The following is a 25407-nucleotide window of genomic DNA, read 5'->3' as shown; positions in this document are numbered from 1 at the left end:
GGGAAAAGGCAAATCTATTAGAACTTGGTCGAAACGCCGAAGTTGAAATTCTGAACCTTATCGGAATCAGCTTTCGAAACCGGGACTGCATAGTCAAAACGCAGAGGACCGAATGGCGACGCCCACATCAAGCTGACACCGACCGAAGAACGAATCTTCTTGTCGTCGCCGGAAATATTAGGCGTATTGTTGCCATAAAGCGTTGCTGCATCTGCAAACACGGCACCACGAATACCGAGACTGTCCGGAACCAATGGCATCGGGAACTGCACTTCAGCAGTCGCATTCATGTAAGTCGTACCACCGAGCCAGTAGCGATTGCCGTTTCCAGCATCCTGGTATGGGCCAATACCGTTGAACTTGAAGCCACGGATCATATCCGAATTATTCTTGAACAAATCGAAGATACGGACGCCATCATTACCGAATTCGTGGATATAGCCACCACCGACACCCAGCATACCGACGATATCGGCTTCCTGAGCAAGCGTCTGATAGTAATTACCCTTGAAAGTGGTCTTGATGTACTTCGCATCGCCACCGAGACCTGCAAACTCCTGATTGAACTTCGCATAAATACCATCATGCGGGTTCTTCATATCATCGATGGAGTTATAGGTCAGAGAGTAACTGATGGAAGAACGAAGCCAAGGGCTATTTTCTGCCGCCTCAATCAAAGCTGGCGCGTAGTAAGCGGGGTCTGGCTCACCAGTGCTATCAAGCCTATCAAGCTTATACTTTTCCTGCACGAGGTTATAAGCAATACCGGCAGAGAAGTTATCTGTGATCGGAAGGCCGAAACGAATCGTTCCGCCTGTCTGCTCAACATCATAACGACCACCGCTGCTTACGCGGTATGAACGGCGGAATACGTCGAAACCAGCCGACATGCGGTAGCCGAGGAAGTAAGGCTCAGTGAACGACAACGCGTAGTTGCGCATCTGATCCTGACCAGCACCTGCACTGATACGAACAAACTGACCACGTCCAAGGAAGTTGCGTTCAGTAATAGCAGCTTCGACCTGCGCACCGGGAGAATCACCGCCGGTTGTATAACCACCACCGATAGAAAATTCACCAGTCGACTTTTCAACCACATCCACAATCAGGATAACCTGATCAGGCTCTGCACCTGGAGCAGTCGAGATATTCACTGTCTGGAAGAAATCCAGAGCTTCGAGACGGCGCTTCGCACGCTGAACCATGAACTGATTGAAGGCATCACCTTCATTCACATCGAATTCACGACGAATGACATAGTCGCGGGTCTTATCATTGCCACGGATTTCAATACGCTCAACATAAGCGCGTGGACCCTGATCAACGCTATAAACAACCGAAATCGTGTTGTTTTCGAAATTACGATCACCGCGCGGCTCAACCTTGGCAAAAGCATAGCCGCTTCCGGCTACGTTTTCTGTGATCGCAGCGACAGAATCTTCAACTTCCTTGGCGCTGTAATGCTTGCCCGAACGTGTCTTTACGAGACCGTTGAGAGCCTGTGTATCAACACCTTCAACAGTGCTTTCAACCGAAATGTCGCCGAAGTTGTAGCGATTACCTTCATCAACATTGATGGTGATCGTGTATTCGTTCGTTGAAGGATCGAGTGTCGCATTCGAAGACAAAACACGGAAATCTGCATAACCGCGATTATAATAGAACCGACGCAGCGCTTCTTCGTCAGCCTGCAAACGACCTTCATCATAAACGTCGTTGCGGGTCAGCCACGACAGCGGGTTCGAACGCTTGGTGGAGATGACATCGCGCAGACGACGCGAACCATAGGCATTGTTACCGACAAAATTAATGTCAGCGATCTTGGTACGACCACCTTCTGTGATTTCGTAAACCACATTGACGCGGCCCTGACCGAGATCAACAGTGCGTGCATTTACGATCGCGTCGCTACGACCGATATGCGCATATGCACCCTTGATGGCCTCCTTGTCGGCTTCCATCGTCGCAGCATCATAAGGCGAACGCGCTTTGAGCTGAACGGCACGAGCCAGATCAGGATCCTTGATCTTCTTGTTACCCTGGAACAGGACATTATTGACGACCTGACGTTCATTGACATGAACGACGAGCGTGCTGCCGGACTGATTGATGCGAACATCAGAGAACAGACCCATGGCATAGAGACGCTTTACAGCTTCATCAATGTCATTGCTGTTGAAAGCTTTGCCCGGCTGAATACCGATATTGTCGCGAACCGTCTGAGCGTCAACGCGACCATTGCCGCGAACTTCAATGCGGTTAACAACAGCAGCCTCAGCAGCAGTGACCGATGCCAGAGACAGCGCTGCACTACCCGAAGCTACAAGAGCGACCGACATAGCGAGCGCTGAAGCGGCGCCAAAGAATTTAGAACTTGCCGTCATAGGCTTTCCGAACCTTCGTTTCTTTCTGTCCCCGGGGCGATTTTCCCAGAAATGCACGTATAGATACAACCGTAATAGCCGGTTTTTCCATACAAGCAAGCGTCGCGGTTAAAATCTGTTTACTTAAACAATCAGCGTGGCATCGATGCCACGCGATTTAATAGTTATGGTAAACAAAACGCTACGCTTTTCCAGTCCTCACTCCCAATGTTCATTTCTGTTTAACATCTCTGCACCGCTTTTAGCAGCAGAGGCGTTATTCGGTTAGAGTCACATCAATTTTGTAGCGTGCCCCAATTTCCCGCCAGATATTCGAGAAGTGATCTAGCAGGCAAATAGGTCATTGAAAAGCACAAACCCCATGAAGCCCATAACAACGAGGAATCCTACACGATAAAAAAGCTCCTGCGCACCAACCGAAACCGGACTGCCCTTGATTGCTTCAACAGCGTAGAAAACCAGATGCCCACCATCCAGTGGCGGTAGCGGAAACAGGTTGAGGAGCCCGATCCCAACCGAAAGCATCGCCATCAACTGAACGAGCCAGTCAAAGCCTTGGCTTGCTGCTTTTCCAGCCATATTGGCAATTTTCACCGGGCCACCAAGCTGGCACTTGTCTTCACGGCCAACAGCGAAACGCTTAAAAAACTCGCCTGTCCGACTGATAATGTGACCGGTTTCTACAATCGCCTGCCCGACTGATTCGAGCGGTCCATATTCAATGCGACGGAAATTTCCGACTTCCTGTGTAGTTTCGACGCCAATGGCACCCATCTTGATTTTGTTGCCAAGGGGATCGGTACGCTCAACCAACGACGGAGTGGCCTTCAGATCCACCATCTTTCCATCGCGCTCAACGGTGAAACTCAGCTCGTCCCCCGAACGCCCGGAAACGATTCTCTGAACATCAGAAAATGTTGTGATCTTTTGGCCATCAACACTGACAAAGCGATCTCCCGGCGCAAAGCCGGCAGCAGCCGCGGGACTATTCGGCTGGACACCCGCAACAAGCGGATCAGCAACTTGTCGGCCATACAGCGCAAAAAATACGCTGAAGATTATAATGGTCAAAATGATATTGAAGGCAGGGCCAGCAAAGACAGTCGCCGCACGCTTCCAAACAGGCTGGGCCGGAAAAGCTCTGCTCTGCTGATCAGCGGACAGTTTCGACATATCGACACCAACAGGTGAACTGCTCGCATCCTCATCGCCAATAAACTTAACATAACCGCCAAGAGGAATCGCCGAAAGCTTCCAGCGCGTACCGTGTTTATCGGTGAAGCCAACCAGTTCAGGACCAAAACCAATAGAAAATGCCGTCGCACCAATGCCACACCAGCGCCCCACGAGATAGTGGCCCATTTCGTGTACAAAAACGACGACAGTCAGCACAAACAAAAATGGAATTATGGTTCCCACAAGCAGACTTTCGCTGCCGATAAAAAAGGCGAGAGCCTCCTGCAAATCACCACTCCTACAAATTCACATGTGGTCAGAAACGAAAAAAGATAGCTGATGGAACGTCTGGCTCCGCCATAACCGCCCCAAATACATATAAGAGTGCTGCAGCCGCGACGAGACCATCGACCCGGTCCAGAACTCCACCATGCCCCGGCAAGAGGCGGCCTGAATCCTTGGCCCCGAACTGGCGCTTAACCCATGACTCTGCAAGATCACCTATCTGCGAGACAATGGACAGCAACAGCGCGAGTAAAGGCACAACCCAGCTTCCGGGAGGCGCCACGAGAGAGGCAACCAGAATTCCGCCGGCAACGGCTGCCGCTGCCCCACCCAAAGCACCAGACCATGTTTTATTTGGTGAAAAGCGTGGAGCAAGTTTAGGCCCACCAAGTGCGCGCCCATTAAAATAGGCTGCAATATCAGTTGACCATACGACAGCGAATAAAAAACATATAGCTGTGAAACCAAACGGCTCGTCACCACGCAACAGTGAAAGTGAAACAGCGGAAAAGCCGGCATAGAAAAGGCCGCCGGCAGGCCAGCCGCGTCCCTTATTCCACTCCGTCACAAGAAGAATAGCAGTCCCCAATGCCAGCACGCCGATTGTAAGTATGGCACCCCGATCAAGAATCAAAAGAATTGAAATGAGGATCAGCCAAATCCAACCAAATCGACGGGAAAATGTCGTCTGCTTCGTCGCGCTGAGTTCCGTCCACTCATAAAACATCGCAAGGCCAATAGCGATTGCGAACAGAGTAAATCCCAGCCCGCCTACCCAAGTTAGCCAAAGAGCTACAGTACCAAGAACGATGGCGGTCAGAATACGCGTTTGCAGATTTGACATCGATACCTTTCGATAAAGCGAAGGAGCGGCCTTAGACAGCTGCACCATTGGCCGAAGGGCACACGTACTCTTCTTGTTGTTCACGTACGTCTACACCACCGAAGCGACGCTCACGTTGGCGGAAAACTTCATACGCGGCATCAAGATCAGCGGATTTAAAGTCAGGCCAATGCCCCGGCACAAACAGAAACTCTGCATAGGCTGCCTGCCAAAGCAGAAAATTGGAAAGACGCATTTCGCCACTGGTTCGTATGATCAAGTCCGGATCTGGAATGCCCGCCGTATCCAGATTAGCGGAAATCAAATCGGGCGAAATGGATGAAGGATCAAGAAGGCCCGCGGCAACATCTCTTGCAAGGCTCTTAACCGCACGTGCAATCTCATCACGGGAGCCATAATTGAAGGCAATGATAAGGTTGAGCCCGGTATTCTGCCGGGTCAGCGATTCTGCCTCCCCCAACAAACCAGAAATGTCAGAGGCTAGATTTTCCCGCTCCCCAATAATCCTGACGCGAACATTATTACGATGCAACTCAGCCAGATCGCGCCTAATGAAAAGTTTCAGCAATCCCATGAGATCGCCGACTTCACCGCTTGGGCGCGACCAGTTTTCAGACGAAAAAGCAAACAGTGTGAGAAAGCCTAGACCGCGGTCCCCGGCGCCACGCACCGTTTCGCGCAATGCCTCGACCCCGGCCCTGTGGCCAGCGCTGCGTGGCAGCCCGCGCGCCTTTGCCCAACGACCATTACCGTCCATGATAATGGCAATGTGGCGCGGATCGGACATGTCAGAGTTCTCCCTCACTGAAAAATCATGTCAGGCCTAGACCTGCATGATCTCCCCTTCCTTAACAGCAACAATCTTATCCATTTCAGCGATGGTATCGTCCGTCAGCTTCTGAACCTTTTCAGAAAGACCACGACTATCGTCCTGGCTGATATCACCATCTTTTTCGAGCTTCTTGAGCGTATCCATCCCATCGCGGCGAACATGACGCGCTGCAATACGACCTTGCTCAGCATACTGGTGCGCAATCTTGACCAGTTCCTTACGGCGCTGCTCATTAAGCTCCGGCAAAGGAATGCGCAGTGTCATACCATCGGTGATTGGATTGAGACCCAGTCCGGAATCGCGAATCGCACGCTCGACAGCGCTGACCATTGTCTTATCCCATACGGAGACAGAGAGCATACGTGCTTCAGGGACCGTGATATTTGCAACCTGATTAATCGGCATTTCAGAACCATATGCCGTAATCGTAATTGGTTCGAGTAAGCTTGCCGAAGCGCGTCCTGTGCGCAGGCCGCCAAGATCGTGCTTTAGCGCGTTGACAGCGCCTTCCATGCGGCGCTTCAGATCGTTGATGTCAAAAACATCGCTCATCAGTATCTCCTTCATTACTTAACAGGGGAGCAGATCAATTATCGGAAACGACCGTGCAACGTCCCCTGCCTTGCAGAATTTCGGCCAAGCCACCGCTTTCATGGATGGAATAGACTATTATCGGAATGTTATTCTCACGCGCAAGCGCAACCGCAGTTGTATCCATGACAGCAAGACCGCGATCCAGAACTTCCTTATGTGTGAGAGTATCAAAGCGTGTCGCAGTAGAGTCTTTTTTCGGATCAGCTGAGTAAATGCCGTCCACCTGCGTGCCTTTGAGAAGTGCATCGGCCCCAATTTCCGCTGCACGCAATGCGGCCGCAGAATCTGTCGTGAAAAATGGATTGCCCGTACCGCCAGCAAAAATCACAACCTTGCCCTCATCCATATAGGCAGTTGCCTGCCGCTGTGAAAAACTCTCGCAGATTTCGGGCATTGCTATGGCAGAGAGAACAACGGCATCCACGCCGATTTTGTGCAACGATGTGCGCAGAGCCAGCGAGTTAATCACAGTTGCGAGCATCCCCATATGGTCGCCGGTCACACGATCACCACCCTTTGAGGCCACCGCAACACCGCGGAAAATATTGCCGCCGCCTATCACGACGCCAACTTCGACGCCCAGTGTGCGGGCCTGTTTGATATCGTTTGCAATGCGATCGGCAACCGAAACATCGATGCCAAAGCCCTGACTGCCCATCAATGCCTCACCGGAGGCTTTCAGAAGAACGCGTTTATAGGCGGGCTTAACGGACATGGAGTTTCTCCGCAGGTGGTGATCAACTGATACTATTCGGTTTGCGATACACGAAGGGCACCGCGTTGTCACGCGATGCCCTTCAAAATCAATGGTCTTTTCAAGCATTTCCAGCAAAAGTGCAAAACGGTATTGCGAAGGGTAATGCAGGAAAAGAAATATCAAAGCGCTTGTCTAAACAGAATGCGCTTTGAAAAATAATATTAGCCCTTAGCTGCAGCAGCAACTTCAGCAGCAAAATCGCTTTCTTCCTTCTCAATGCCTTCACCGAGAGCGATACGTGCAAAGCCAGTGATCTTGGCAGGAGCGCCGATCGACTTTTCAGCTTCCTTGAGAGCAGCTTCAACAGTCAGATCAGGGTTGATAACGAAAGCCTGCGAGAGAAGAACAACTTCTTCGTAGAACTTGCGCATGCGGCCTTCGATCATCTTTTCGATGATGTTGTCTGGCTTGCCCGATTCACGAGCCTGTTCGATGAAAATCGCCTTTTCGCGTTCTGCAGCAGCTGGATCAACGTCAGCAGCAGTCAGAGCGAGCGGGTTGATAGCAGCAACGTGCATTGCAACCTGACGACCGAATGCGCTTGCAGCTTCTGCATTGCCTTCGGTTTCGATTGCGACGAGAACACCAAGCTTGCCGAGGCCATCTGCAACACCGTTATGGATGTAGGTAGCAACAGCACCCTTGGAAACTTCAAGAGCTGCCGAACGACGGAAGCTGATGTTTTCACCAATGGTTGCAACTGCGTCCTTAGCAGCCTGCGTAACGGTCTTGCCGTCGATGTTTGCTTCAGCAGTAGCTTCAGACGAACCGTCGGTCGAAAGAGCAGCCTCAGCGATTTTACGGACGAGATCCTGGAAAGCATCGTTACGAGCAACGAAGTCGGTCTCGGAGTTGACTTCAACAACAACAGCCTTGTTGCCGGAAGCAGCAACACCAACAAGACCTTCAGCAGCTGTACGGCCAGCCTTCTTGTCAGCCTTAGCGATACCCTTCGCGCGCAGATAATCAACAGCGGCTTCGATGTCGCCATTGGTTTCAGCAAGCGCTGCCTTGCAGTCCATCATGCCTGCGCCAGTCAGTTCGCGGAGTTCTTTAACCTGTGATGCGGAAATGCTCATTGTGTCGCCTTTCACGAAAGCGAAGGCACACCGGATGGGTGTGCCAACTTTTAACCGACGCTTATTGCATCGGAACGAATGAAGTTATCCACCCGTCATGTAACGGATGGATGAAAATCACGAGCGCTGATTACGCGCCTTCAGCTGGAGCTTCGAGAGCTGGCTCGATAGGAGCTTCAGCCTGCGCACCAATATCAATGCCGAGAGCACCCTGCTGACGAGCGATACCATCAAGAGCAGCGCGAGCAACCAGGTCGCAATAAAGCGAAATAGCGCGTGCAGCATCGTCGTTACCCGGAATTGGGTAGTCGATCTGATCCGGGTTACAGTTCGAATCGATGATAGCAACAACTGGAATGCCCAGACGCTTGGCTTCCTGGATAGCAATTGCTTCCTTGTTGGTATCAACGATGAACATCAGGTCAGGAACCGAACCCATGTCCTTGATACCACCGAGAGCACGGTCCAGTTTTTCGCGTTCGCGTTCGAGGTTCAGACGTTCTTTCTTCGAGTAACCCTGAGCGTCGCCAGCCAGAATTTCGTCGAGCTTGCGCAGACGCTGGATCGAGTTCGAGATTGTCTTCCAGTTGGTCATCATGCCGCCGAGCCAGCGTGCATTGACATAATACTGAGCCGAGCGAGCTGCTGCGTCAGCGATGATGTCCGAAGCCTGACGCTTCGTACCAACGAACAGAACACGACCGCCGCGAGCAACGGTGTCAGAAACGACCTTCAGCGCGTTGTGCAAAAGAGGAACGGTCTGGGACAGATCGAGGATATGGATATTGTTGCGGTCGCCATAGATGTAAGGAGCCATCTTTGGGTTCCAGCGGTGGGTCTGGTGGCCGAAGTGAACACCAGCTTCCAGAAGCTGACGCATGCTGAATTCAGGCAATGCCATCTGTATTTTCCTTTTCCGGTTGAACCTCCACGGGCTGAGGCGATTTCTCGCCACCGGAGGCTGAGGCAGGATTTCTCCCTGCAAAAGCCCAATCCCGTGTGTGGAATAGGCGCGCTGTTAAACCAACGCGCTGACAAATGCAAGCCTTCGGACAATTATAACGCCGAAGGCTGTGGTAAATGACCTATTTGCAATCTGCTTTGGGTGCTTTTTCGTCATAAACATCAAGCTTGACGAGCTTACCGCGCATGGAGAAATCACCATAATCCATTGTCAGATCGCGTGTTATTCCGTTTTTGTAAAGCTTGAAGTTAATGCGATAGATCGGAAGTCCGTCCTGCTTTTGCGTATCATCAAAATAGGAAATCGTCACAGGCCAGACATTGTCTTTCATGAACTTGCCCATGGCTTTAGTTTCGTCGTCCCTGGCTTCCTGTTCCTTGCCAACAACAACCGTGGTCGAAACAATACGGTCGGCATCTTCCGAAGCATCATAAAGAGAAGTCTGATAGAACTTTTCACCAGCTGCCGCTTTTGCGATCAGCTCTTCCATATGCGTCGTTGGAAACTGCGTCGCCTTAAGGTCGAGTTTGTTTTCCTTTGGCTTTGTCAGCGCAACAACCGTCTTGCCATCTTCAACCTTGGCATCGCCACGAACTTCCTTGACGAGTTCTTTGTCAACGAAGGTTTTGTTGACGAAACGGAAATCCTTCCCGTTGCCGCTTTCAAAGGTTGTTGTCTGCTGATCGGTCACGCGTTGCGGTTGCTCATCCATATCAATGCGCGTGACAAAACGGAAATTCGTCGTATAGCCTTCACAGGCTGATCCATTAAACTCATAAACCATACGACCTGTGAGTCCACTGATACCGGATTTTTCATCAGAACGATCGAGCGTGAGATCATAAACGGCGCGATGCGGAACCAAAGTTACCGTCGATGAAGCGTTGGCAATGCCGCTCCATATGCAAATAGCTGCTCCGGATGCCGCAAATGCCATTGTCAAAAAGCGCATAAATGAATCTCCCGATATGTTGAGCAGCATGATAAAAAAACTCGTGGCGGAAGCGAGGCAAAAAACGCACCCTCCCCAAAAGTTTCACCGATTCTCTTGATGAAAGAGAAGCTCAAGGCATTAAGTTAGCAGGGATTAATGGAATGACCGATACCATCGACAGTCGCCTTAAAAATCTGGGTATATCTTTACCGGAAGCTGCAGCACCCGCAGCAAACTATGTGCCGTTCGCACAAACCGGTTCTCTCCTTCTGACTTCAGGCCAGCTTCCATTAGAAAACGGCAAGCTCGTTCACACAGGTCAGATCGGCGATGCCCTGACGGTTGCCCACGGTCAGGTCGCAGCACGCGCCTGCGCCGTTAACGTTCTTGCACAGGCAAAGGCCGCTCTTGGCGATTTGAACCGTATCAAGCGGGTCATAAAAATCACAGTATTTGTATCGTCCACAGCCGATTTTGTTGAACAGCATCTGGTCGCCAATGGCGCCTCCGATCTCCTCGTCGCAGTCCTCGGTGATGCTGGCAAGCACGCACGCGCTGCAGTCGGCGTTGCAAGCCTCCCGCTGAATGCACCGGTTGAAATCGAAGCAATCATCGAGGTTGCATAATGTCATCTCCTGAATGGCTTAAAAAACAACCCATTGCGCATCGCGGCCTGCACGACCTCAATAAAGAGCGCTGGGAAAACACGCTCGCTGCCTTTGATGCAGCAGCAAAAGCTGGCTTTGCGATTGAATGCGACGTCCATTTGACCAAAGACGGCGGTGTTATCGTGTTTCATGATGACGACCTCAAGCGCCTCACCGGGCGGGAAGGCCGTATCAGCGACCTGACGCTCGCTGAAGCCAGCGAACTTCATATTGGTGGCACTGCTGATCGCGCGCCAACACTCAAACAGATGCTTGACCTCGTTGCCAGCCGCGTACCTGTCGTTATTGAACTGAAGGGTATTGAAGGCCGAGATGACGGTCTTGTTGCGGCGGTTGCAAAAGAATTGGCTTCATATAAGGGCGACGCTGCAATCATGTCTTTCGACCATCATCTGGTTCGACGCTTCGCAAGCGACGCTCCCGGCATCCCGGCAGGGTTGACAGCGGAAGGCACGCGTACAAAGGCTTTCGAAGCACACTTCGCAATGCTCGCGCATCAGATTTCCTTTGTATCCTATAATGTGCATCACCTGCCGAACCCGTTCGTCAGCTTCGTGCGTGAAAAGCTTGACCTTCCTGTCATCAGCTGGACAGTACGAGATATGGAAATGAAAAAGCATAGCGATCTCAACGTGGATCAGATCACTTTTGAAGGCTTCGATCCACGCGCATTGGCCGCCTAACAGGACATTTCGCCATGAATGACGACGAGAAGCAGACTGAGCAAAGCTTCGCTCTTCGCATCGTTGAAAGCGTTGGCGACTTTTCAGAAGATGAATGGAACCATCTTGCCGGAACGTCCCGGCAGGATGGCAATTATAACCCGTTTATTTCCCACGCATTTCTTCTGGCGTTGGAGCATTCAGGCTCGGTCTCACAACAGGCTGGCTGGTTACCTCACTATCTCCGCCTCGAAGACGACCAGGGTTACCTCATCGGGGCAATACCCAATTACCTGAAAGGCCATAGTCAGGGCGAATATGTATTCGACCACGGCTGGGCAGATGCTTTCGAACGCGCAGGCGGGCGTTACTACCCCAAGTTTCAGGCATCAGTTCCGTTTACGCCCGCAACCGGCCCGCGCCTGCTTCATAATCGGGAGTTTGAACCCGGAGCAATCCAGTTTGCTCTCGCAGCGGGGTTGCGGCAACTCACTGATCAGACAGGCGCTTCTTCTGCGCACGTTACATTCGCGCCCCAGACCGAGATTTCATCGCTTGAAGCAGCTGGTTTTCTGCATCGAACAGATCAGCAATTTCATTTTATAAACAATGGTTTTTCTAATTATGATGATTTTCTAAATGAGCTAGTGTCGAGAAAACGCAAAGCTCTCAAAAAAGAACGTCGAGAAGCGCTTTTAGAAGGCATCGAAATCGACTGGCTGACCGGTAGCGATCTGACAGAATCCGTATGGGACGACTTTTTTGAATTCTATATTGATACAGGCAGTCGCAAGTGGGGTCGCCCTTATCTCAACCGGAAGTTTTTCTCGTTGATTGGCCAAACAATGGCGCAGGATATCCTGCTGGTCATGGCAAAACGTAATGGCCGTTACATTGCCGGTGCAATCAATTTCATCGGTAGCGATACACTTTATGGACGTCACTGGGGCTGCATTGAGGATCACCCATACCTCCATTTTGAGGTTTGCTACCATCAGGCGATAGACTTCGCGATTGATCGCAAATTACGGGTTGTGGAAGCAGGTGCACAGGGCGAGCACAAGCTTGCGCGTGGCTATGCGCCGGTTACAACCCATTCCGCGCATTATATTTCGCATGAAGGTTTCCGTCACGCTGTCAGCGACTATCTGGAACGTGAACGACGAGAAGTCGATCAGATACACAAAGCACTGAAAGAGCACACGCCTTTCAAGCAGGCATCACGATAACAACCGAATAAGAGACTGAACTGGAGAGAACACCATGTCCGCTACCTATGATGACAACAACATCTTTGCAAAAATCCTGCGCGGCGAGATTCCGTCAACGCGCGTTTATGAAACGGATGATGTTGTGGCATTCATGGATGTCATGCCGCAGGGAACAGGCCACACGCTGATTGTTCCAAAAGCGCCATCACGCAACCTCCTTGATGCAAAGCCGGAAACGCTCGCGGAAGCTATCAAAGCCGTGCAGAAGATCGCAAATGCCGTGAAGAAGGCTTTTGACGCGGATGGCGTCACTGTCATTCAATTCAATGAATCGGCAGCAGGGCAGACGGTTTACCATCTGCACTTCCACGTTATCCCGCGTTTTGAAGGTGTAGAACTGAAGCCTCATACCGGAAAAATGGAAGACGCTGCCGTTCTTACAGCAAATGCTGAGAAAATCCGCGCAGCACTTTGATAAGAATCGTCTTTATAAGCTCAACAATCCGGCAATCAGCAGCGCTTCAGCCACCATAATACCGACAAGCAAGCGCTTGCCCGCGATAAGATAAGCGATGAATCCGGCAGCTGCCGATCCAATACGAAGCCACATCGGGGAGTTTGCGAGCTCCCCGTTCGGATACAGAATAAGCTGTGCGATCACGCCTGCAACCAGTGCCGTCGCAACACAGCGCACAAACACCAGAACTTCTGAATCCTCGCGTATCCGCCCACCGACAATCACTCCCATGACACGGAATATGTATGTTGGAAGTGCACCTGCAAGCAGGATAAATACAAGCGGCCACCACCAATCGGAATAGCTGTTCCAATTCATTGCAGAGCCTCCTCGCTCGCCTTGCGCGAGCGGTGAAAGGCGAATGAAATCAGTCCGCCGAAAATACCAGTCAGAAGTAGATCATAGCCGGGCGCAAACTGGTGGAAGATCGGGAAAAGGACGATACCGGAGACCATGGCAATTTGCCCGGCCCGTTCACGCGCCGAACGCCAAAGCGACGTCAAAAAGTACATCGGTGTCAGCATGAAAAGCGCTGCAAACACCACCGGCGGAAATGACGCGGAAAGCATGTAAACCAGAGCGACCACAAGCGCATTCGTGCCGACGAGAACAGAGCCGATACCCGCAAAATAACTAGTCCGCATATTGCGCGGCACGTTACGCAGCTCTTCCATTGCCATGACCCAAGCAGTCACCGCTACAAAATGGCATAGGGCTGCAAGCGTCAGCTTGCGTGTCTTTGGGCCTTTCAATTCCGGTAAAAGCGCCACCACCATCGGCATTAGGCGAACAGATGACAATCCTACAGCCAAGGCCGCTGCGGGAATGGATGCCCCGGCACTGATCGCGCCAATGAGCACCACCTTTGCGGGCAAAGCCCAGATGGTCAGCGTCATAAACACCGCTTGTCCGACTGTTATGCCACTTTCGATTGCTAGTCCTGAAAAGCCAATAAAGGAACTCATCAACAAAATAGCAGGCACACTCACTATTCGGCGCGTACCGCGGAAAAACCAGCCAATATGGCCAGATTGCTCTGCTGACTGTTGGTCTGAACTGGGGGAAAGACTCGAAGACATGCTTCAAACTAAAGCATTTCCAGCAAAAGTGCGAAGCGGTTTTGCGCAGGATAATGCATATTAAAAACTGAAGATGTATTTAAGCCAAAAGTGCGAAGCAGTTTTTCAGCCGCAAATGCGGTCAATAAAAAAGGCCCTCATGTGAAGGGCCTTTTTAAGTTCTTATTTCTTACGCGGCACTTTAGGAACCGACGATTTCGCCGTCGAAGCCTTGGTGGCAGGTTTTGGCGCGGCCTCATCCTTGCCAGCAAGAACCTTTTCCTTTTCAGCCCTCTTCGGCGCTATCTTCTTGCGCACGGGCTGCTTCTTTTCAGCCGGAATATCCTTCTTCGGAGTAACCGGCTTGTCGGAAACAGTCTCAAGAGCAAGATCGGTCTTGCCATCATCCTTTGTCGTCACATCGACGCGAACCGTACCGCCATGCTTGAGCTTGCCGAACAGCACTTCATTGGCCAATGGCTTCTTGATGTGTTCCTGAATGACGCGCGCTAGCGGACGTGCACCCATGCGCTCGTCATAACCCTTGTCAGCAAGCCATGCGATAGCAGGCTCGGTCAGTTCGAATGTCACGCCACGTTCTGCAAGCTGTGCTTCGAGCTGCAGCACGAACTTCTGAACGACCTGATGGATGACCGGAACCGGCAGCGGGCCGAATGGAACGATTGCGTCGAGACGGTTGCGGAATTCCGGCGTGAACAGCCGGTTGATCGCTTCCATGTCGTCACCTTCGCGCCGTGTCGAACCGAAACCAATCGCAGCCTTTGCCATATCAGCGGCACCGGCATTGGTGGTCATGATCAAAATCACGTTGCGGAAATCGATCTTCTTGCCGTTATGATCGGTAAGTGAGCCATGATCCATAACCTGCAACAGAATGTTGAAGAGATCTGGATGCGCCTTTTCGATTTCATCGAGCAACAGCACACAATGCGGATGCTGATCGACACCATCGGTCAGAAGGCCGCCCTGATCAAAACCTACATAGCCGGGAGGTGCGCCGATCAAACGCGATACAGTGTGACGCTCCATATATTCCGACATGTCGAAACGAAGCAGTTCGACGCCAAGCGAAGAAGCAAGCTGTTTGGCCACTTCCGTCTTACCGACACCTGTTGGGCCGGAGAACAGATAGGAGCCGATTGGCTTGTCTGCTTCCCGCAAACCTGCACGGGCAAGCTTGATCGCAGAGGAAAGCGCTTCAATCGCCAGATCCTGACCATAGACAACACGCTTCAATTCTGATTCGAGGTGTGCGAGCACCTGCTCGTCATCTTTTGAGACAGATTTCGGCGGTATCCGCGCCATGGTGGCAATGGTTGCTTCGATTTCCTTGACACCAATGGTCTTCTTGCGCTTGTTTTCTGGCAGAAGCATCTGGCTTGCACCAGTTTCATCGATCACGTCGATGGCTTTGTCGGGCAACTTGCGGTCGGAGATATAGCGTGCAGAAAGCTCAACGGCCGACTTGATGGCATCAACCGTATATTTGACCTTGTGGAAGTCTTCAAAATACGGCTTTAGCCCCTTCATGATCTCAATCGCATCCGGGATCGATGGCTCATTGACATCAATCTTCTGGAAACGCCGCACCAATGCGCGGTCCTTCTCGAAGAACTGACGATATTCTTTATATGTCGTTGAACCAATGCAGCGGATTGCACCCGAAGAAAGCGCTGGCTTCAACAGGTTTGATGCATCCATCGCACCGCCTGAAGTGGCACCGGCACCGATGACGGTGTGAATTTCATCGATGAACAGCACCGCACCGGGATAGTCTTCGAGCTCTTTCACAACCTGTTTCAATCGCTCTTCAAAATCGCCGCGATAGCGCGTACCAGCAAGCAGCGTACCCATGTCGAGCGAGAAGATGGTAGCATCAGCAAGCGCTTCCGGCACATCGCCTTCAACGATACGCTTTGCAAGACCTTCGGCAATCGCGGTTTTACCAACGCCCGGATCACCCACATAAAGCGGGTTGTTCTTGGAGCGACGGCAGAGCACCTGAATTGTACGGCTGATCTCACTATCCCGACCAATCAGTGGATCAATACGACCTGATTTGGCTTTCTCGTTCAGATTGACGCAATAGGCTGTAAGAGCATCCTGCTTTTTCTTTGAACCTTCTTCCTGTTCTACACTGCTACGGTCTTCGGTCGGGCTTTCAGCGCCACGTGGGGTACGCGTTTCGCTGCCCTGTGTGCGCTTTGAAATACCGTGCGAGATATAATTGACGGCATCGTAGCGCGTCATCTGCTGCTCCTGCAGGAAATAAGCAGCATGGCTTTCGCGCTCAGCGAAAATGGCAACCAGCACGTTTGCGCCGGTAACTTCTTCGCGGTTTGAAGACTGGACGTGAATAACGGCACGTTGAATCACGCGCTGGAAAGCTGCCGTCGGCTTTGAATCCTCGTCATAGCCTGTGACCAGATTGTCCAGCTCTCGATCTATATAATCGGTCACAATCCGTTTGAGATGCTCGAGATCGACGTTACAGGCGCGCATCACTGCGCCCGCATCCTGATCGTCGATCAGCGCAAGCAAAAGGTGTTCGAGCGTCGCATATTCGTGATGCCGCTCGTTCGCGATGGTAAGCGCCTGATGCAGCGCCCTTTCAAGGCCGGGAGAAAACGATGGCATATGACCTCACTTTTTCTCCATTACACATTGTAATGGATGCTGGTTTTGGCGGGCAAAATCCATGACCTGGCTAACCTTGGTTTCGGCAACTTCGTAAGTGAATACGCCGCACTCACCGACACCGTGGTTATGAACATGCAACATGATACGCGTCGCGTCGTCCACATTCTTTTGAAAAAAACGTTGCAGGACATGAATGACAAACTCCATAGGAGTATAGTCATCATTGAGAAGCAGAACGCGATAGAGGCTAGGCTTTTTGGTTTTAGGCTGCGTGCGCGTGACCACAACGGTACCATTATCCGGTCCGTTCCCGCCGTTGGTCTTGCTTTGCATGACTGGATTAAAATGCCTCATGAAACCTAACACCCAAATGCCCAACTATCTCGCCTGCTTGCCCTCATATGTAGGGCGTCATAATCCGATTTTAAGCCCTTCGCTGCCACTTGCAACCGAGACTTATTGCAAGACGCAACATTGGCACAATTATCTCAGGGCATTTCCAATCATAACAAAATTTTGAACGCACAGTCTTTAAGAGATCAATCATCAATTACGGATTTCTTGCGCGCAACTTCACACTTTGAGCATCAACTTTTTTTTAGAAATTATGAATAATGCGGTTACCATAAACGGATTGGTAACGCTGATGACAGTAAGGTTCCGGAATTAGATTGCTGTGTGCCCTTTGTGCCGCAGTTCAAAAAACCGGAATACAGGCAGGTCATCATCGTGCGTACCGCATTCAGTAAAGTCGCATATGTATTGAAAAGAGCAGCTCAAGCTTCTCTTCTTCTTGCTGTCGTAACAGGCTGCTCCACAGCTTCAACCACAGTTCCTGCTGTGGCCAATGACAGATATGCCGCAATCGTTGTCGATGCCAACACAGGTAAAACCCTGTTTGCTTCAAACGCGGACGCAAAACGTTACCCTGCGTCTCTGACCAAGATGATGACGATCTACATGCTGCTTGAAGCTATGCAGACTGGCCGCATCAACAAAGACACTCGCATTCCAGTCTCTGCCTATGCGGCGGCGCGGCCACCGACAAAGATCGGCTTTAAAAAAGGTCAGAACATTCGCGTTGAGGATGCAATCCTTGCAATGGTGACAAAGTCTGCGAATGACGTTGCAGCGGCATCCGGCGAATTCCTTGGCGGATCGGAAGAACGCTTTGCCCAGATGATGACCGCAAAAGCTCGTCGCCTGGGCATGAGCAACACCACATTCCGCAATGCTTCCGGCCTGCCGAATATGCAGCAAGTAACAACTGCACGCGATATGGCGATACTCAGCATCGCGCTTCGTCAGCATTTCCCGCGCGAGTTTTCATACTTCTCACGCAGCAGTTTTGAATATCGTGGCCAAACCATTCGCGGCCACAACCGTCTTCTTGGTCGCATCGAAGGCGTCGACGGCATTAAGACAGGCTACACCAATGCTTCCGGTTACAACCTGGCTTCATCTGTCAACCTTGATGGTCGACGTATCGTAGCTGTTGTCATGGGTGGCAATACCGGTGCAAGCCGCGACGCCCACATGGCGCAGCTCATTAAAAAATACCTGCCAATAGCAACGCGTGGCCGCGTTTCCGAACCTCTGATTGCGATGCGCAGCGAAGTGCCTCAGGTCGTTGCTTCTGCAACGCTTCCAAAGGCACGCAATGCGCCTGTTCCGGTAGCACGTCAGGTCGTCGCCGTCGCAGATGTTATCAACAATGAAAGCGGTGAAGGCGACATTGAGCAACCTCAGGTTCTGGCTCTTGCCGCTCCAACTCAGCGTCCGGCTGCAATGGCCGCGCAGGCAGCGGTTCGCCCTACACCAAAGGCTGCGGTACCTTCTGCACCAGCACATGAAATTGACCCGGTTACAACCGCGTCGGCCCCCGCATCCGGCGGTTGGGCAATTCAGGTCGGATCCCTGCCAAGTGAAGGTCAGGCCCGCGATATGCTGACCAAGGTTTCTTCGTCAGTTGGCGCTCCACTACGTTCGGCTTCGCCTTACACCGAGACTTTCGTAAAGGGTAACGCCACTTTCTACCGTGCCCGTTTCGTCGGCTTCTCGTCAAAACAAGCAGCATGGGATGCATGTGCATCACTCAAAAAGAAGAACTTTGGCTGCTACGCAGTCGCAAACTAACGAGAACGCAGGGGAAGTGGTTCTCCTGCATAGCTTTAAACCCGAAATTTGTATTGCGTAGAGGGTTTCGAGATGTCGAATATGAACGAGATACTGAGACAACATGCTTTGGCACCCAATCTGTGGGCAGATGAGACACGTCGTCCTTCCGCAATCGGATCACTATTTTCCGTCCAAGCGTTGAAGCAGGCTGCGCTTCGTATTGCTGACGTGCGCCATGGAAAAGGCTTTCATACGCGGGATTTGGTTGGAGTACTGGTGAGTCATGCGGCACGCAATCGCCGGATGCTTAAGCCCAGAACCATGATGCGTATGACGCTACCGGTAACGGCTGATAAGGTTGCGGTCCGTATTACGATTGAAAATTGAGATAAGGTTCCATTAAAGAAGCCTGCCAAACTGGCAGGCTTCTTTTATTTGATTAAAGCAATCCCAAGGCTGCGAGTTCTTGCCTCAATTCAGGCGGCAATGCTGCCCGGCCCGATTTACCCGCCGCCTCATCAAGCGGCACCTCGTTTTCGTTCAGATAGCGCCAACCCTGAAAAGCACGTCGCGGTTGCCACTGTGTAGGATGAATTTTTGGCTCCAGCACCAGATGACAACGATTGATACCCTGCTCATCAGTAAAGGGTCGTATATCAAGCAGACGCTGGCGGCACTGAACATTGCCTTTGATGACCCAGTAGAGCGATCCACCTTCCAGCAGTTCATCAATACGCTTGGGAACCATGCGCGTCGTGTGAAACTGTTCCGGGACAAGGCCAGCAGCGCGCTGCTCCGCAAGCCGAAAATCAATCCAGGACGCGAGATCTTCGATACTATCGCAGCCGACGCAAAGTTTGACGAGATTAAGTGCCATGAGGTTGATTTAGCCAAGCTGAATGCAGGCTTCAAGCAATAAGAATCTTATCCTCAGCAGGCAACCACGTTGACAGCGAGACCACCCTGACTGGTTTCCTTGTAGCGCTCGCTCATATCATGGCCCGTCTGACGCATGGTTTCGATACAGGCATCAAGCGGCACAAAATGCTGACCATCACCCTTAACCGCAAGCGATGCAGCCGTGACAGCCTTCACAGCACCAAGTGCATTGCGCTCGATGCAAGGTACTTGAACAAGACCGGCGACCGGATCGCAGGTCATGCCCAGATGATGCTCAAGAGCGATTTCAGCAGCATTCTCGATCTGCTCAGGTGTCCCGCCCATAACAGCAGCAAGACCGGCAGCAGCCATAGCTGAAGCTGAACCGACCTCACCCTGACAGCCGACTTCTGCACCGGAGATCGAAGCATTGTGCTTGATCACGCCGCCAATTGCGGCAGATGTCAGCAGGAAATCACGTATGCCCTTTGCATCTGCATCGTCGTGGAAATGCAGATAATACCGCAGAACAGCCGGAACAACGCCCGCCGCACCATTGGTCGGTGCAGTGACAACGCGCCCGCCAGACGCATTTTCTTCATTAACGGCCATAGCGTAGACAGCCAGCCAGTCATTGGCGAGCAGCGGATTGAGTTTATTGTTGCGCCAATCGTCTTCCAGGCGCTCGAACAGCTGGCGCGCGCGGCGACGTACCTTCAAGCCACCGGGCATGATACCATCGCGGCTCAGGCCACGTTCAATACAACCGCGCATCGCGCTCCAGATACGATCAAGACCTTCGTCTAGATCAGGGCACGACATATGGCATTCTTCATTGGCGCGTTTCATGTCAGCAATAGAAAGTCCACTTGAACGCGCCATAGCCAGCATTTCAGCGGCATTATTGAATGGATAAGGCACTTTGACCTTTTCCTCGCGCTTTCCACCACTGGTCTGCACGCGGCTCAGTTCCTCCGCAGTCACAACAAAGCCACCACCAATCGAAAAATACACACGTCGGAGCAGCAATCGTTCACTTTTGTCGTATGCCTCAAACGCCATGCCATTTGCGTGGCCGGGCAAAGGCGTCTTACGATCAAGAACCAGATCGGTTTTGGGATCAAATTGATAGGCTGGATGGCCTGCAGGTTGAACGGTTCTGGCGCGCGATACCTTCTCGACTTCGCTATCCATAATATCCGGATCGATCGAATCTGGTGTAAAACCAGAAAGGCCCAGGATCACAGCACGATCCGTAGCATGTCCGACGCCGGTATAGGCGAGCGAGCCGTGCAGGCTAGCCTTCAATCGGTAAACCTTTGCATTGGATGGCTTCGGCCAATTGCCGCTGATCAGCTCATCGAGGAACATATGAGCGGCCGTCATCGGACCCATCGTGTGCGAACTCGATGGCCCAATACCAATTTTATAGAGATCAAATACCGACAGAAACATTCTTCACCTATCCAACCCAAAACGGGCTGCGCAATTCCATATGCCAACCAAGCAAAGAGGGCAGCAAAATGACATTACAACATTATAGATAGTTTAAGATCGGAACAACGCCAACGGATTGCCGAAATGCGGCATCAAGTTTCCGCTTTACGCATCCCTTACGGCATCATACCGAGAAGAGATAAGCCATGAGAATAATTGTAGCGAGGCCAACGACTGCCCAAAGCGTAACGCCCCAGCAGGATTTTTGAACGGTTTCGTCCATGGAGATTTTTTAAAACCTTGTTGTGCAACTCTTGTAAAGCAGCGTCCTTCACAACGCTGTTACCACAGATATAATCTCGACGCATGTGAAACGCAACTGCGAAAAATGGCGGAAATGCGGCGCGCATGCCAGCCTTATCATAAAGCGCTTCAAAAACTTAATTAATATCAAAATCTTAACAAGTCGTATGTTTAATAAAACCTTAAATGCCAAGGCAGAATTGGGGCATCAGGGTTGTGGAAGGAGCATATCTGTCTTGCCAGTTAGCCAGTAAGCACTAAGGCCAAACCACTCCCGCATCGCCACGCTGAAGCGAGAAAGGCCTTCATTAGGCGATTCAAGATAAAGTGCGAAACTCTGTTTTGACGGTGTTTTATAATCAACAGGCCATGCAACAACATCAAAACCCGCTTTGCGGAAACACCCGATAGCGCGGGGCATGTGATAGGCCGATGTCACCAGAAGCCAGGTTTCACCGGGTTTTGGTTCAGCCAGCGCCTTGGAAAATTCTGCATTCTCTACCGTATTGCGTGACTTGTTCTCAAAAATGAAGCGATCGCCTGAAAAGCTGAGATCAGACAGCATTCTACGCGTGCTGTCGGCTTCAGGCTCGGCGTCTTCAAAGAAAGCGCCGTCCCCACCGGACACGATGACTTTCGCGTCTGGATACAGCCGTGCAAGCCGCATCGTCTCAAAAATTCGATCAGCGGCACTGTTCAGCTCAAATCCAGGACGCCCCGCATTGATATCGCCATTCATATAGCCGCCCAGCACGACGACGCCATCCACATGAGGCGGCAACTGAACCTGTTTTGGAAAGCGATCCTCCAGTGGCAAGAGAAGTAAGCTCCCTAGCGTTGTATAAGCACTGAAAAACAATACCACAGCGCCACTTATCAGCGCGGCCAGACCGAGTTTCCTGAAATTGGTCCCGACCAGTACAAGCCCAAGCAGCAGAAATAAGAAAATAATCGTCAACGGTTGGAAGAGCAGCCAGAAAATCTTGGAAAAACTGAAAAACAAAGCAATCTCCGACATGAGAGCGCGTCTCGATCTGACTGCTTCAGACCAGTGCTCTAACTTTTTGTTTTACCGCGCAACTTTTTCCGAAAACTGTTTAACACTTTTCTAGTGAGCTTACGCAAACCGGGCGAATCCGATTCTTCGTCATACTATAGCCATGCAATGGCTTGTGATAAGAATCTTAGCGACTCTCATTGTTAAAACCCGGAACGCATCGCATAATGCCGAGCACTGCCAAAATTATTCAGACGCCACCAAGCCGCCCACGTCTCGAGCGCATCGACATCGCGCGCGGCGCAGCGCTGATTGCCATGGCGATTTATCATTTCGGCTGGGATCTCGAATTCTTCGGTTATGTGGCACCGGCAACGACTGCACATGGCGGGTGGAAGCTCTTTGCACGCTGCATCGCCTCGAGTTTCCTGTTTCTGGTTGGCTTCAGCCTCGTTCTTGCGCATGGCAGAGCAATACGCTGGGAAGCGATGGGAAAGCGCCTATTGCAGATCATAGCGGCCGCGGCAGCCATTTCTGCTGTGACATATTATATGTCACCCGATAACTTCATATTCTTCGGAATCCTGCATCAGATCGCGTTGGCAAGTGTGCTGGGCCTGCTGTTTTTGCGCCTGCCGCCAGTTTTAACGTTGATCGTGGCAGCCTTGGTCATCACCGCTCCGTTTTATGTGCAGTCAGAAATTTTCAACCAGATATGGCTTGCATGGATCGGGCTTTCTACAATCCCGCCTCGCTCCAACGATTACGTGCCGCTATTCCCATGGTTCGGCGCTGTGCTGATTGGTATAGCTACGGCGCGTATCTTCGAGCGTTTGAACTGGCTTCCAATACTATCCGGCGGTGTTAAACCTGCGTTTGTGCAAAAGCCGTTAACCTTTATCGGTCGCCATAGCCTTGCATTTTATCTGATCCATCAGCCCGTGCTGATCGCGCTTGTCTACTGTTTCTCGCTTATCTCGCCACCTGACCAGCGCCCAGTATTTACACAATCCTGTGTTACATCATGTCTGCCAAATGGCAGTGAAGCTTTATGTCAACAGTTTTGCGGATGCGTTGTCAGTGAGCTTGATAAAGCAAAACTGTTCGATGATGTCTTTGGCGGCAAAGCCAATCAGAATAATAACAGCACAGTTCAGCAGATCGTTCAAATGTGCTCACCTGTTCCAGACAATCAGCAATAAAGATCAGGTGGAGACGCCAAGCTCTGCCAATCGTTCGATGCAGGCTTCTTCAACCTGATCAAGTTCGGTGAGCGTTTCGTCAATATCCTTACGTTTCTGGCGAAGGTCAGCGCGTTTCTCTTCAACGCGCTTCATCAGAAGTTTCAGCTGACCTGTTTCGCCCGGCGGTTCGCGATACATCTGCACAATTTCATGAATTTCGGCGATAGAAAAACCGAGACGCTTTCCACGCATGATCTGCTTGAGGAGATGCCGATCAGAAGGCCTGAACAAGCGTGTTCGGCCTCTCCTCACAGGCGCAATCAATCCTTCATCTTCATAGAAACGGAGTGTCCGGGTCGATATCCCGAATTCTCGTGTCAGCTCTGTGATCGTATAATATTCGCGCACTACACCATCCTAGTCTTGCAATATGCAGACAAATGTTGTGCAACCGCATTTACGTAAAAGTCAATATTAAACCATTACAATTGGTCATATTGGCTATAAGTAGGCACCATATTTATCCTGCTTCTTGCCATTTTAATGCCGCTCATGCGTTATGCAATGATTAGCGGATCAACAACTGACAGCGATTCATGCGGCGTTCTATTAAATACACACTCATCGGACTGGTCATCATTGGGCTTGGCGGCGCAGCGCCTTTTGTCATTGAGCCGATTGTTCAAAAAATTGGCGAAGGCTCGATCCGCCAGCTCGCAAAAGACGGCAATTTCTGTAAAACAGATGATTGCGCCGACGGAATTACCTATGTCATTGGCTTTTTAGAAACCAACTATGGCCTGTCTCCAGACAATGTAAAATGGTGTATGGGCGTCGATGTAATCGCTAATTATGAGTTGCCATTTGGCAATGGATTGAAAAAAACGATCACTGATAAAATGTATTCTCGTTGTGGCGACCCCAGTCAGGACGAACCTGTCGGCAATTTTACGACAGAATAAAAGGCCATAGTTAATGAAACACTTTTTGCGCCTTGCCGCATGGCTGGTACTGATCTCCATTCTTGTCGTGACGATAAGTCCGATTCAGTTCCGTCCCATCGCCAGCCAATCGGCTGATCTGGAACGCTTTTCAGCTTTCTTTCTGGTGGGATTTTTGTTTGCATTGGCCTATCCACGTCACTGGATAGCGGTATTGCTACTCACAATCGGCTGTGCAGGTATCTTCGAACTCTTGCAACGCCTTGCTCCTGGAAGACACGGCGAGTTTCCAGATTTCGTGTTTAAAGCTGTCGGCGCTATGGCTGGCGTTTGTATCGGGCGGGGCTTAAGTTTACTCCCATTCTTTTCGGAAGAATCGAGATAAATTCTCTTTCCTCCAAAGGAACCAACTGGTTGTATGATCGTTATGTAGATATCAATTCCAATGGAGGTTCGAAATGGCCGATAACAAGACAGCTAATGACATTCAGCAGGCTTTGGAACAGCAGGTTGCTGATTTGCGTGGTGAACTGAAGCGTCTGTCTAAGTCTTTGGCTTCACGCTCAAGTGATCTTCGCGATAGTGCTGAAGATGCTTTTGATGATGCATCCGGCCGCTTCCGGCATGCGGCGCAGGTTGTTCGTGAGCGTGGGCAGGCAGTTGCAGAAACTGTCAAAGAAAATCCCGGCACAGCCACGACGCTTTTCGGCACCGCCGGCCTTATCGGTATCGCTATTGGCGTTGCAATCGGCTGTTTACTGTCAGACCGTCGATAACCATAATCGAATTCATGATAAACCCGCGCCCTCCCAGCGCGGGTTTTTCTATGGACTTTACCTCCTCGGGCAAGACTGCTACTCGAGGCCATTGGCAATCTGCCACCGGTCGCAGCCTACCCGGTCAAAACAAGGACAAGCGCTTG

General features: G+C 51.2%; 27 protein-coding genes. 10 read left to right on the top strand and 17 right to left on the bottom strand.

Going from position 1 to position 25407, the window contains the following annotated elements; all coding sequences use genetic code 11:
- Positions 1 to 17: 17 nt before the first annotated feature.
- From bamA to eipB, 9 genes are all read right to left on the bottom strand, one after another.
- Positions 18 to 2384 carry an outer membrane protein assembly factor BamA gene (bamA, locus tag H5024_RS06925; protein ID WP_187544728.1) on the bottom strand — a complete coding sequence of 789 codons (2367 nt, stop codon included), beginning with the start codon at positions 2382 to 2384 and terminating at the stop codon, positions 18 to 20.
- 324 nt (positions 2385 to 2708) lie between these two features.
- Positions 2709 to 3848, bottom strand: a complete 1140-nt coding sequence (gene rseP, locus H5024_RS06920; protein WP_187544725.1) for an RIP metalloprotease RseP — start codon at positions 3846 to 3848, stop codon at positions 2709 to 2711.
- A gap of 28 nt (positions 3849 to 3876) precedes the next feature.
- Positions 3877 to 4689 (bottom strand): phosphatidate cytidylyltransferase, encoded by an 813-nt coding sequence (locus H5024_RS06915; protein ID WP_187544722.1) that lies wholly within the window; start codon positions 4687 to 4689, stop codon positions 3877 to 3879.
- A gap of 31 nt (positions 4690 to 4720) precedes the next feature.
- Positions 4721 to 5494: an isoprenyl transferase gene (locus H5024_RS06910; RefSeq protein WP_348770678.1), complete on the bottom strand. Its 774-nt coding sequence runs from the start codon at positions 5492 to 5494 to the stop codon at positions 4721 to 4723.
- A gap of 18 nt (positions 5495 to 5512) precedes the next feature.
- Positions 5513 to 6073, bottom strand: coding sequence for a ribosome recycling factor (gene frr, locus H5024_RS06905; protein WP_187544717.1), 561 nt, complete (start codon positions 6071 to 6073; stop codon positions 5513 to 5515).
- 34 nt (positions 6074 to 6107) lie between these two features.
- Positions 6108 to 6830: a UMP kinase gene (gene pyrH, locus H5024_RS06900; protein WP_187544714.1), complete on the bottom strand. Its 723-nt coding sequence runs from the start codon at positions 6828 to 6830 to the stop codon at positions 6108 to 6110.
- Positions 6831 to 7033: 203 nt separating this feature from the next.
- On the bottom strand, positions 7034 to 7951 hold the full coding sequence (gene tsf / locus H5024_RS06895) for a translation elongation factor Ts (RefSeq protein WP_187544712.1): 918 nt from the start codon (positions 7949 to 7951) through the stop codon (positions 7034 to 7036).
- A gap of 130 nt (positions 7952 to 8081) precedes the next feature.
- Positions 8082 to 8852, bottom strand: coding sequence for a 30S ribosomal protein S2 (rpsB, locus tag H5024_RS06890; RefSeq protein WP_187544710.1), 771 nt, complete (start codon positions 8850 to 8852; stop codon positions 8082 to 8084).
- A 184-nt stretch (positions 8853 to 9036) separates the two neighbouring features.
- Positions 9037 to 9867 carry a cell envelope integrity protein EipB gene (gene eipB / locus H5024_RS06885; RefSeq protein WP_187544708.1) on the bottom strand — a complete coding sequence of 277 codons (831 nt, stop codon included), beginning with the start codon at positions 9865 to 9867 and terminating at the stop codon, positions 9037 to 9039.
- A 143-nt stretch (positions 9868 to 10010) separates the two neighbouring features.
- Here eipB and H5024_RS06880 point away from each other — a divergent pair, with 143 nt between their 5' ends.
- The 4 genes from H5024_RS06880 to H5024_RS06865 are packed head-to-tail and all read left to right on the top strand — an operon-like array spanning position 10011 to position 12865.
- On the top strand, positions 10011 to 10475 hold the full coding sequence (locus H5024_RS06880) for a RidA family protein (protein WP_187544705.1): 465 nt from the start codon (positions 10011 to 10013) through the stop codon (positions 10473 to 10475).
- Entirely contained in the window at positions 10475 to 11200 is a 726-nt protein-coding gene (locus H5024_RS06875; RefSeq protein WP_187544703.1) for a glycerophosphodiester phosphodiesterase, read from the top strand. The genes H5024_RS06880 and H5024_RS06875 overlap by 1 nt, the downstream gene beginning before the upstream one ends.
- Positions 11201 to 11214: 14 nt before the next feature.
- Positions 11215 to 12408 carry a GNAT family N-acetyltransferase gene (locus tag H5024_RS06870; RefSeq protein WP_187544700.1) on the top strand — a complete coding sequence of 398 codons (1194 nt, stop codon included), beginning with the start codon at positions 11215 to 11217 and terminating at the stop codon, positions 12406 to 12408.
- 34 nt (positions 12409 to 12442) lie between these two features.
- Positions 12443 to 12865 carry an HIT family protein gene (locus H5024_RS06865; RefSeq protein ID WP_187544698.1) on the top strand — a complete coding sequence of 141 codons (423 nt, stop codon included), beginning with the start codon at positions 12443 to 12445 and terminating at the stop codon, positions 12863 to 12865.
- A gap of 12 nt (positions 12866 to 12877) precedes the next feature.
- Here the strand turns inward: H5024_RS06865 and H5024_RS06860 are convergent, their stop codons facing one another.
- From H5024_RS06860 to clpS, 4 genes are all read right to left on the bottom strand, one after another.
- Positions 12878 to 13225 carry an AzlD domain-containing protein gene (locus H5024_RS06860; protein ID WP_187544696.1) on the bottom strand — a complete coding sequence of 116 codons (348 nt, stop codon included), beginning with the start codon at positions 13223 to 13225 and terminating at the stop codon, positions 12878 to 12880.
- The gene (locus H5024_RS06855) at positions 13222 to 13872 is read right to left on the bottom strand and encodes an AzlC family ABC transporter permease (protein ID WP_247875219.1); all 651 of its coding nucleotides are present in this window, start codon (positions 13870 to 13872) and stop codon (positions 13222 to 13224) included. The genes H5024_RS06860 and H5024_RS06855 overlap by 4 nt, the downstream gene beginning before the upstream one ends.
- Positions 13873 to 14148: 276 nt before the next feature.
- Positions 14149 to 16623: an ATP-dependent Clp protease ATP-binding subunit ClpA gene (gene clpA / locus H5024_RS06850; protein WP_187544692.1), complete on the bottom strand. Its 2475-nt coding sequence runs from the start codon at positions 16621 to 16623 to the stop codon at positions 14149 to 14151.
- 6 nt (positions 16624 to 16629) lie between these two features.
- Entirely contained in the window at positions 16630 to 16980 is a 351-nt protein-coding gene (gene clpS / locus H5024_RS06845) for an ATP-dependent Clp protease adapter ClpS (protein ID WP_187546676.1), read from the bottom strand.
- A gap of 375 nt (positions 16981 to 17355) precedes the next feature.
- Here clpS and H5024_RS06840 point away from each other — a divergent pair, with 375 nt between their 5' ends.
- Both H5024_RS06840 and H5024_RS06835 read left to right on the top strand, forming a co-directional pair.
- Complete coding sequence (locus tag H5024_RS06840; RefSeq protein WP_187546674.1) at positions 17356 to 18762, top strand: SPOR domain-containing protein; 1407 nt, start codon at positions 17356 to 17358, stop codon at positions 18760 to 18762.
- Positions 18763 to 18834: 72 nt separating this feature from the next.
- Positions 18835 to 19131: a hypothetical protein gene (locus H5024_RS06835; RefSeq protein WP_187544690.1), complete on the top strand. Its 297-nt coding sequence runs from the start codon at positions 18835 to 18837 to the stop codon at positions 19129 to 19131.
- A gap of 52 nt (positions 19132 to 19183) precedes the next feature.
- Here the strand turns inward: H5024_RS06835 and H5024_RS06830 are convergent, their stop codons facing one another.
- The 3 genes from H5024_RS06830 to H5024_RS06820 form a co-directional block, all read right to left on the bottom strand.
- Complete coding sequence (locus tag H5024_RS06830) at positions 19184 to 19621, bottom strand: DUF1489 family protein (protein WP_187544687.1); 438 nt, start codon at positions 19619 to 19621, stop codon at positions 19184 to 19186.
- Between the two features lie 53 nt (positions 19622 to 19674).
- Positions 19675 to 21078 carry an L-serine ammonia-lyase gene (locus H5024_RS06825; RefSeq protein ID WP_187544685.1) on the bottom strand — a complete coding sequence of 468 codons (1404 nt, stop codon included), beginning with the start codon at positions 21076 to 21078 and terminating at the stop codon, positions 19675 to 19677.
- A gap of 493 nt (positions 21079 to 21571) precedes the next feature.
- The gene (locus H5024_RS06820; RefSeq protein WP_187546672.1) at positions 21572 to 22366 is read right to left on the bottom strand and encodes a YdcF family protein; all 795 of its coding nucleotides are present in this window, start codon (positions 22364 to 22366) and stop codon (positions 21572 to 21574) included.
- A 221-nt stretch (positions 22367 to 22587) separates the two neighbouring features.
- Between H5024_RS06820 and H5024_RS06815 the strand changes: the two genes are divergently transcribed.
- On the top strand, positions 22588 to 23562 hold the full coding sequence (locus tag H5024_RS06815) for a DUF1624 domain-containing protein (protein ID WP_187544682.1): 975 nt from the start codon (positions 22588 to 22590) through the stop codon (positions 23560 to 23562).
- Between the two features lie 3 nt (positions 23563 to 23565).
- Here H5024_RS06815 and H5024_RS06810 read toward each other — a convergent pair whose 3' ends face one another.
- The gene (locus H5024_RS06810) at positions 23566 to 23952 is read right to left on the bottom strand and encodes a MerR family DNA-binding transcriptional regulator (protein WP_187544680.1); all 387 of its coding nucleotides are present in this window, start codon (positions 23950 to 23952) and stop codon (positions 23566 to 23568) included.
- Positions 23953 to 24140: 188 nt separating this feature from the next.
- On the opposite strand from H5024_RS06810, the gene H5024_RS06805 reads away from it, so the two are divergent.
- From H5024_RS06805 to H5024_RS06795, 3 genes are all read left to right on the top strand, one after another.
- Positions 24141 to 24506 (top strand): hypothetical protein, encoded by a 366-nt coding sequence (locus H5024_RS06805; RefSeq protein ID WP_187544678.1) that lies wholly within the window; start codon positions 24141 to 24143, stop codon positions 24504 to 24506.
- 13 nt (positions 24507 to 24519) lie between these two features.
- A complete protein-coding gene (locus H5024_RS06800; RefSeq protein WP_187544675.1) occupies positions 24520 to 24870 on the top strand; it encodes a VanZ family protein in 351 nt (116 codons plus the stop codon).
- Between the two features lie 73 nt (positions 24871 to 24943).
- Positions 24944 to 25261, top strand: a complete 318-nt coding sequence (locus tag H5024_RS06795; RefSeq protein ID WP_187544673.1) for a hypothetical protein — start codon at positions 24944 to 24946, stop codon at positions 25259 to 25261.
- The last annotated feature ends 146 nt before the right edge of the window (positions 25262 to 25407 follow it).

Source organism: Ochrobactrum sp. Marseille-Q0166 (assembly GCF_014397025.1).
GTDB lineage: Bacteria > Pseudomonadota > Alphaproteobacteria > Rhizobiales > Rhizobiaceae > Brucella.
This window is presented reverse-complemented; position numbering and strand designations above follow the sequence as displayed.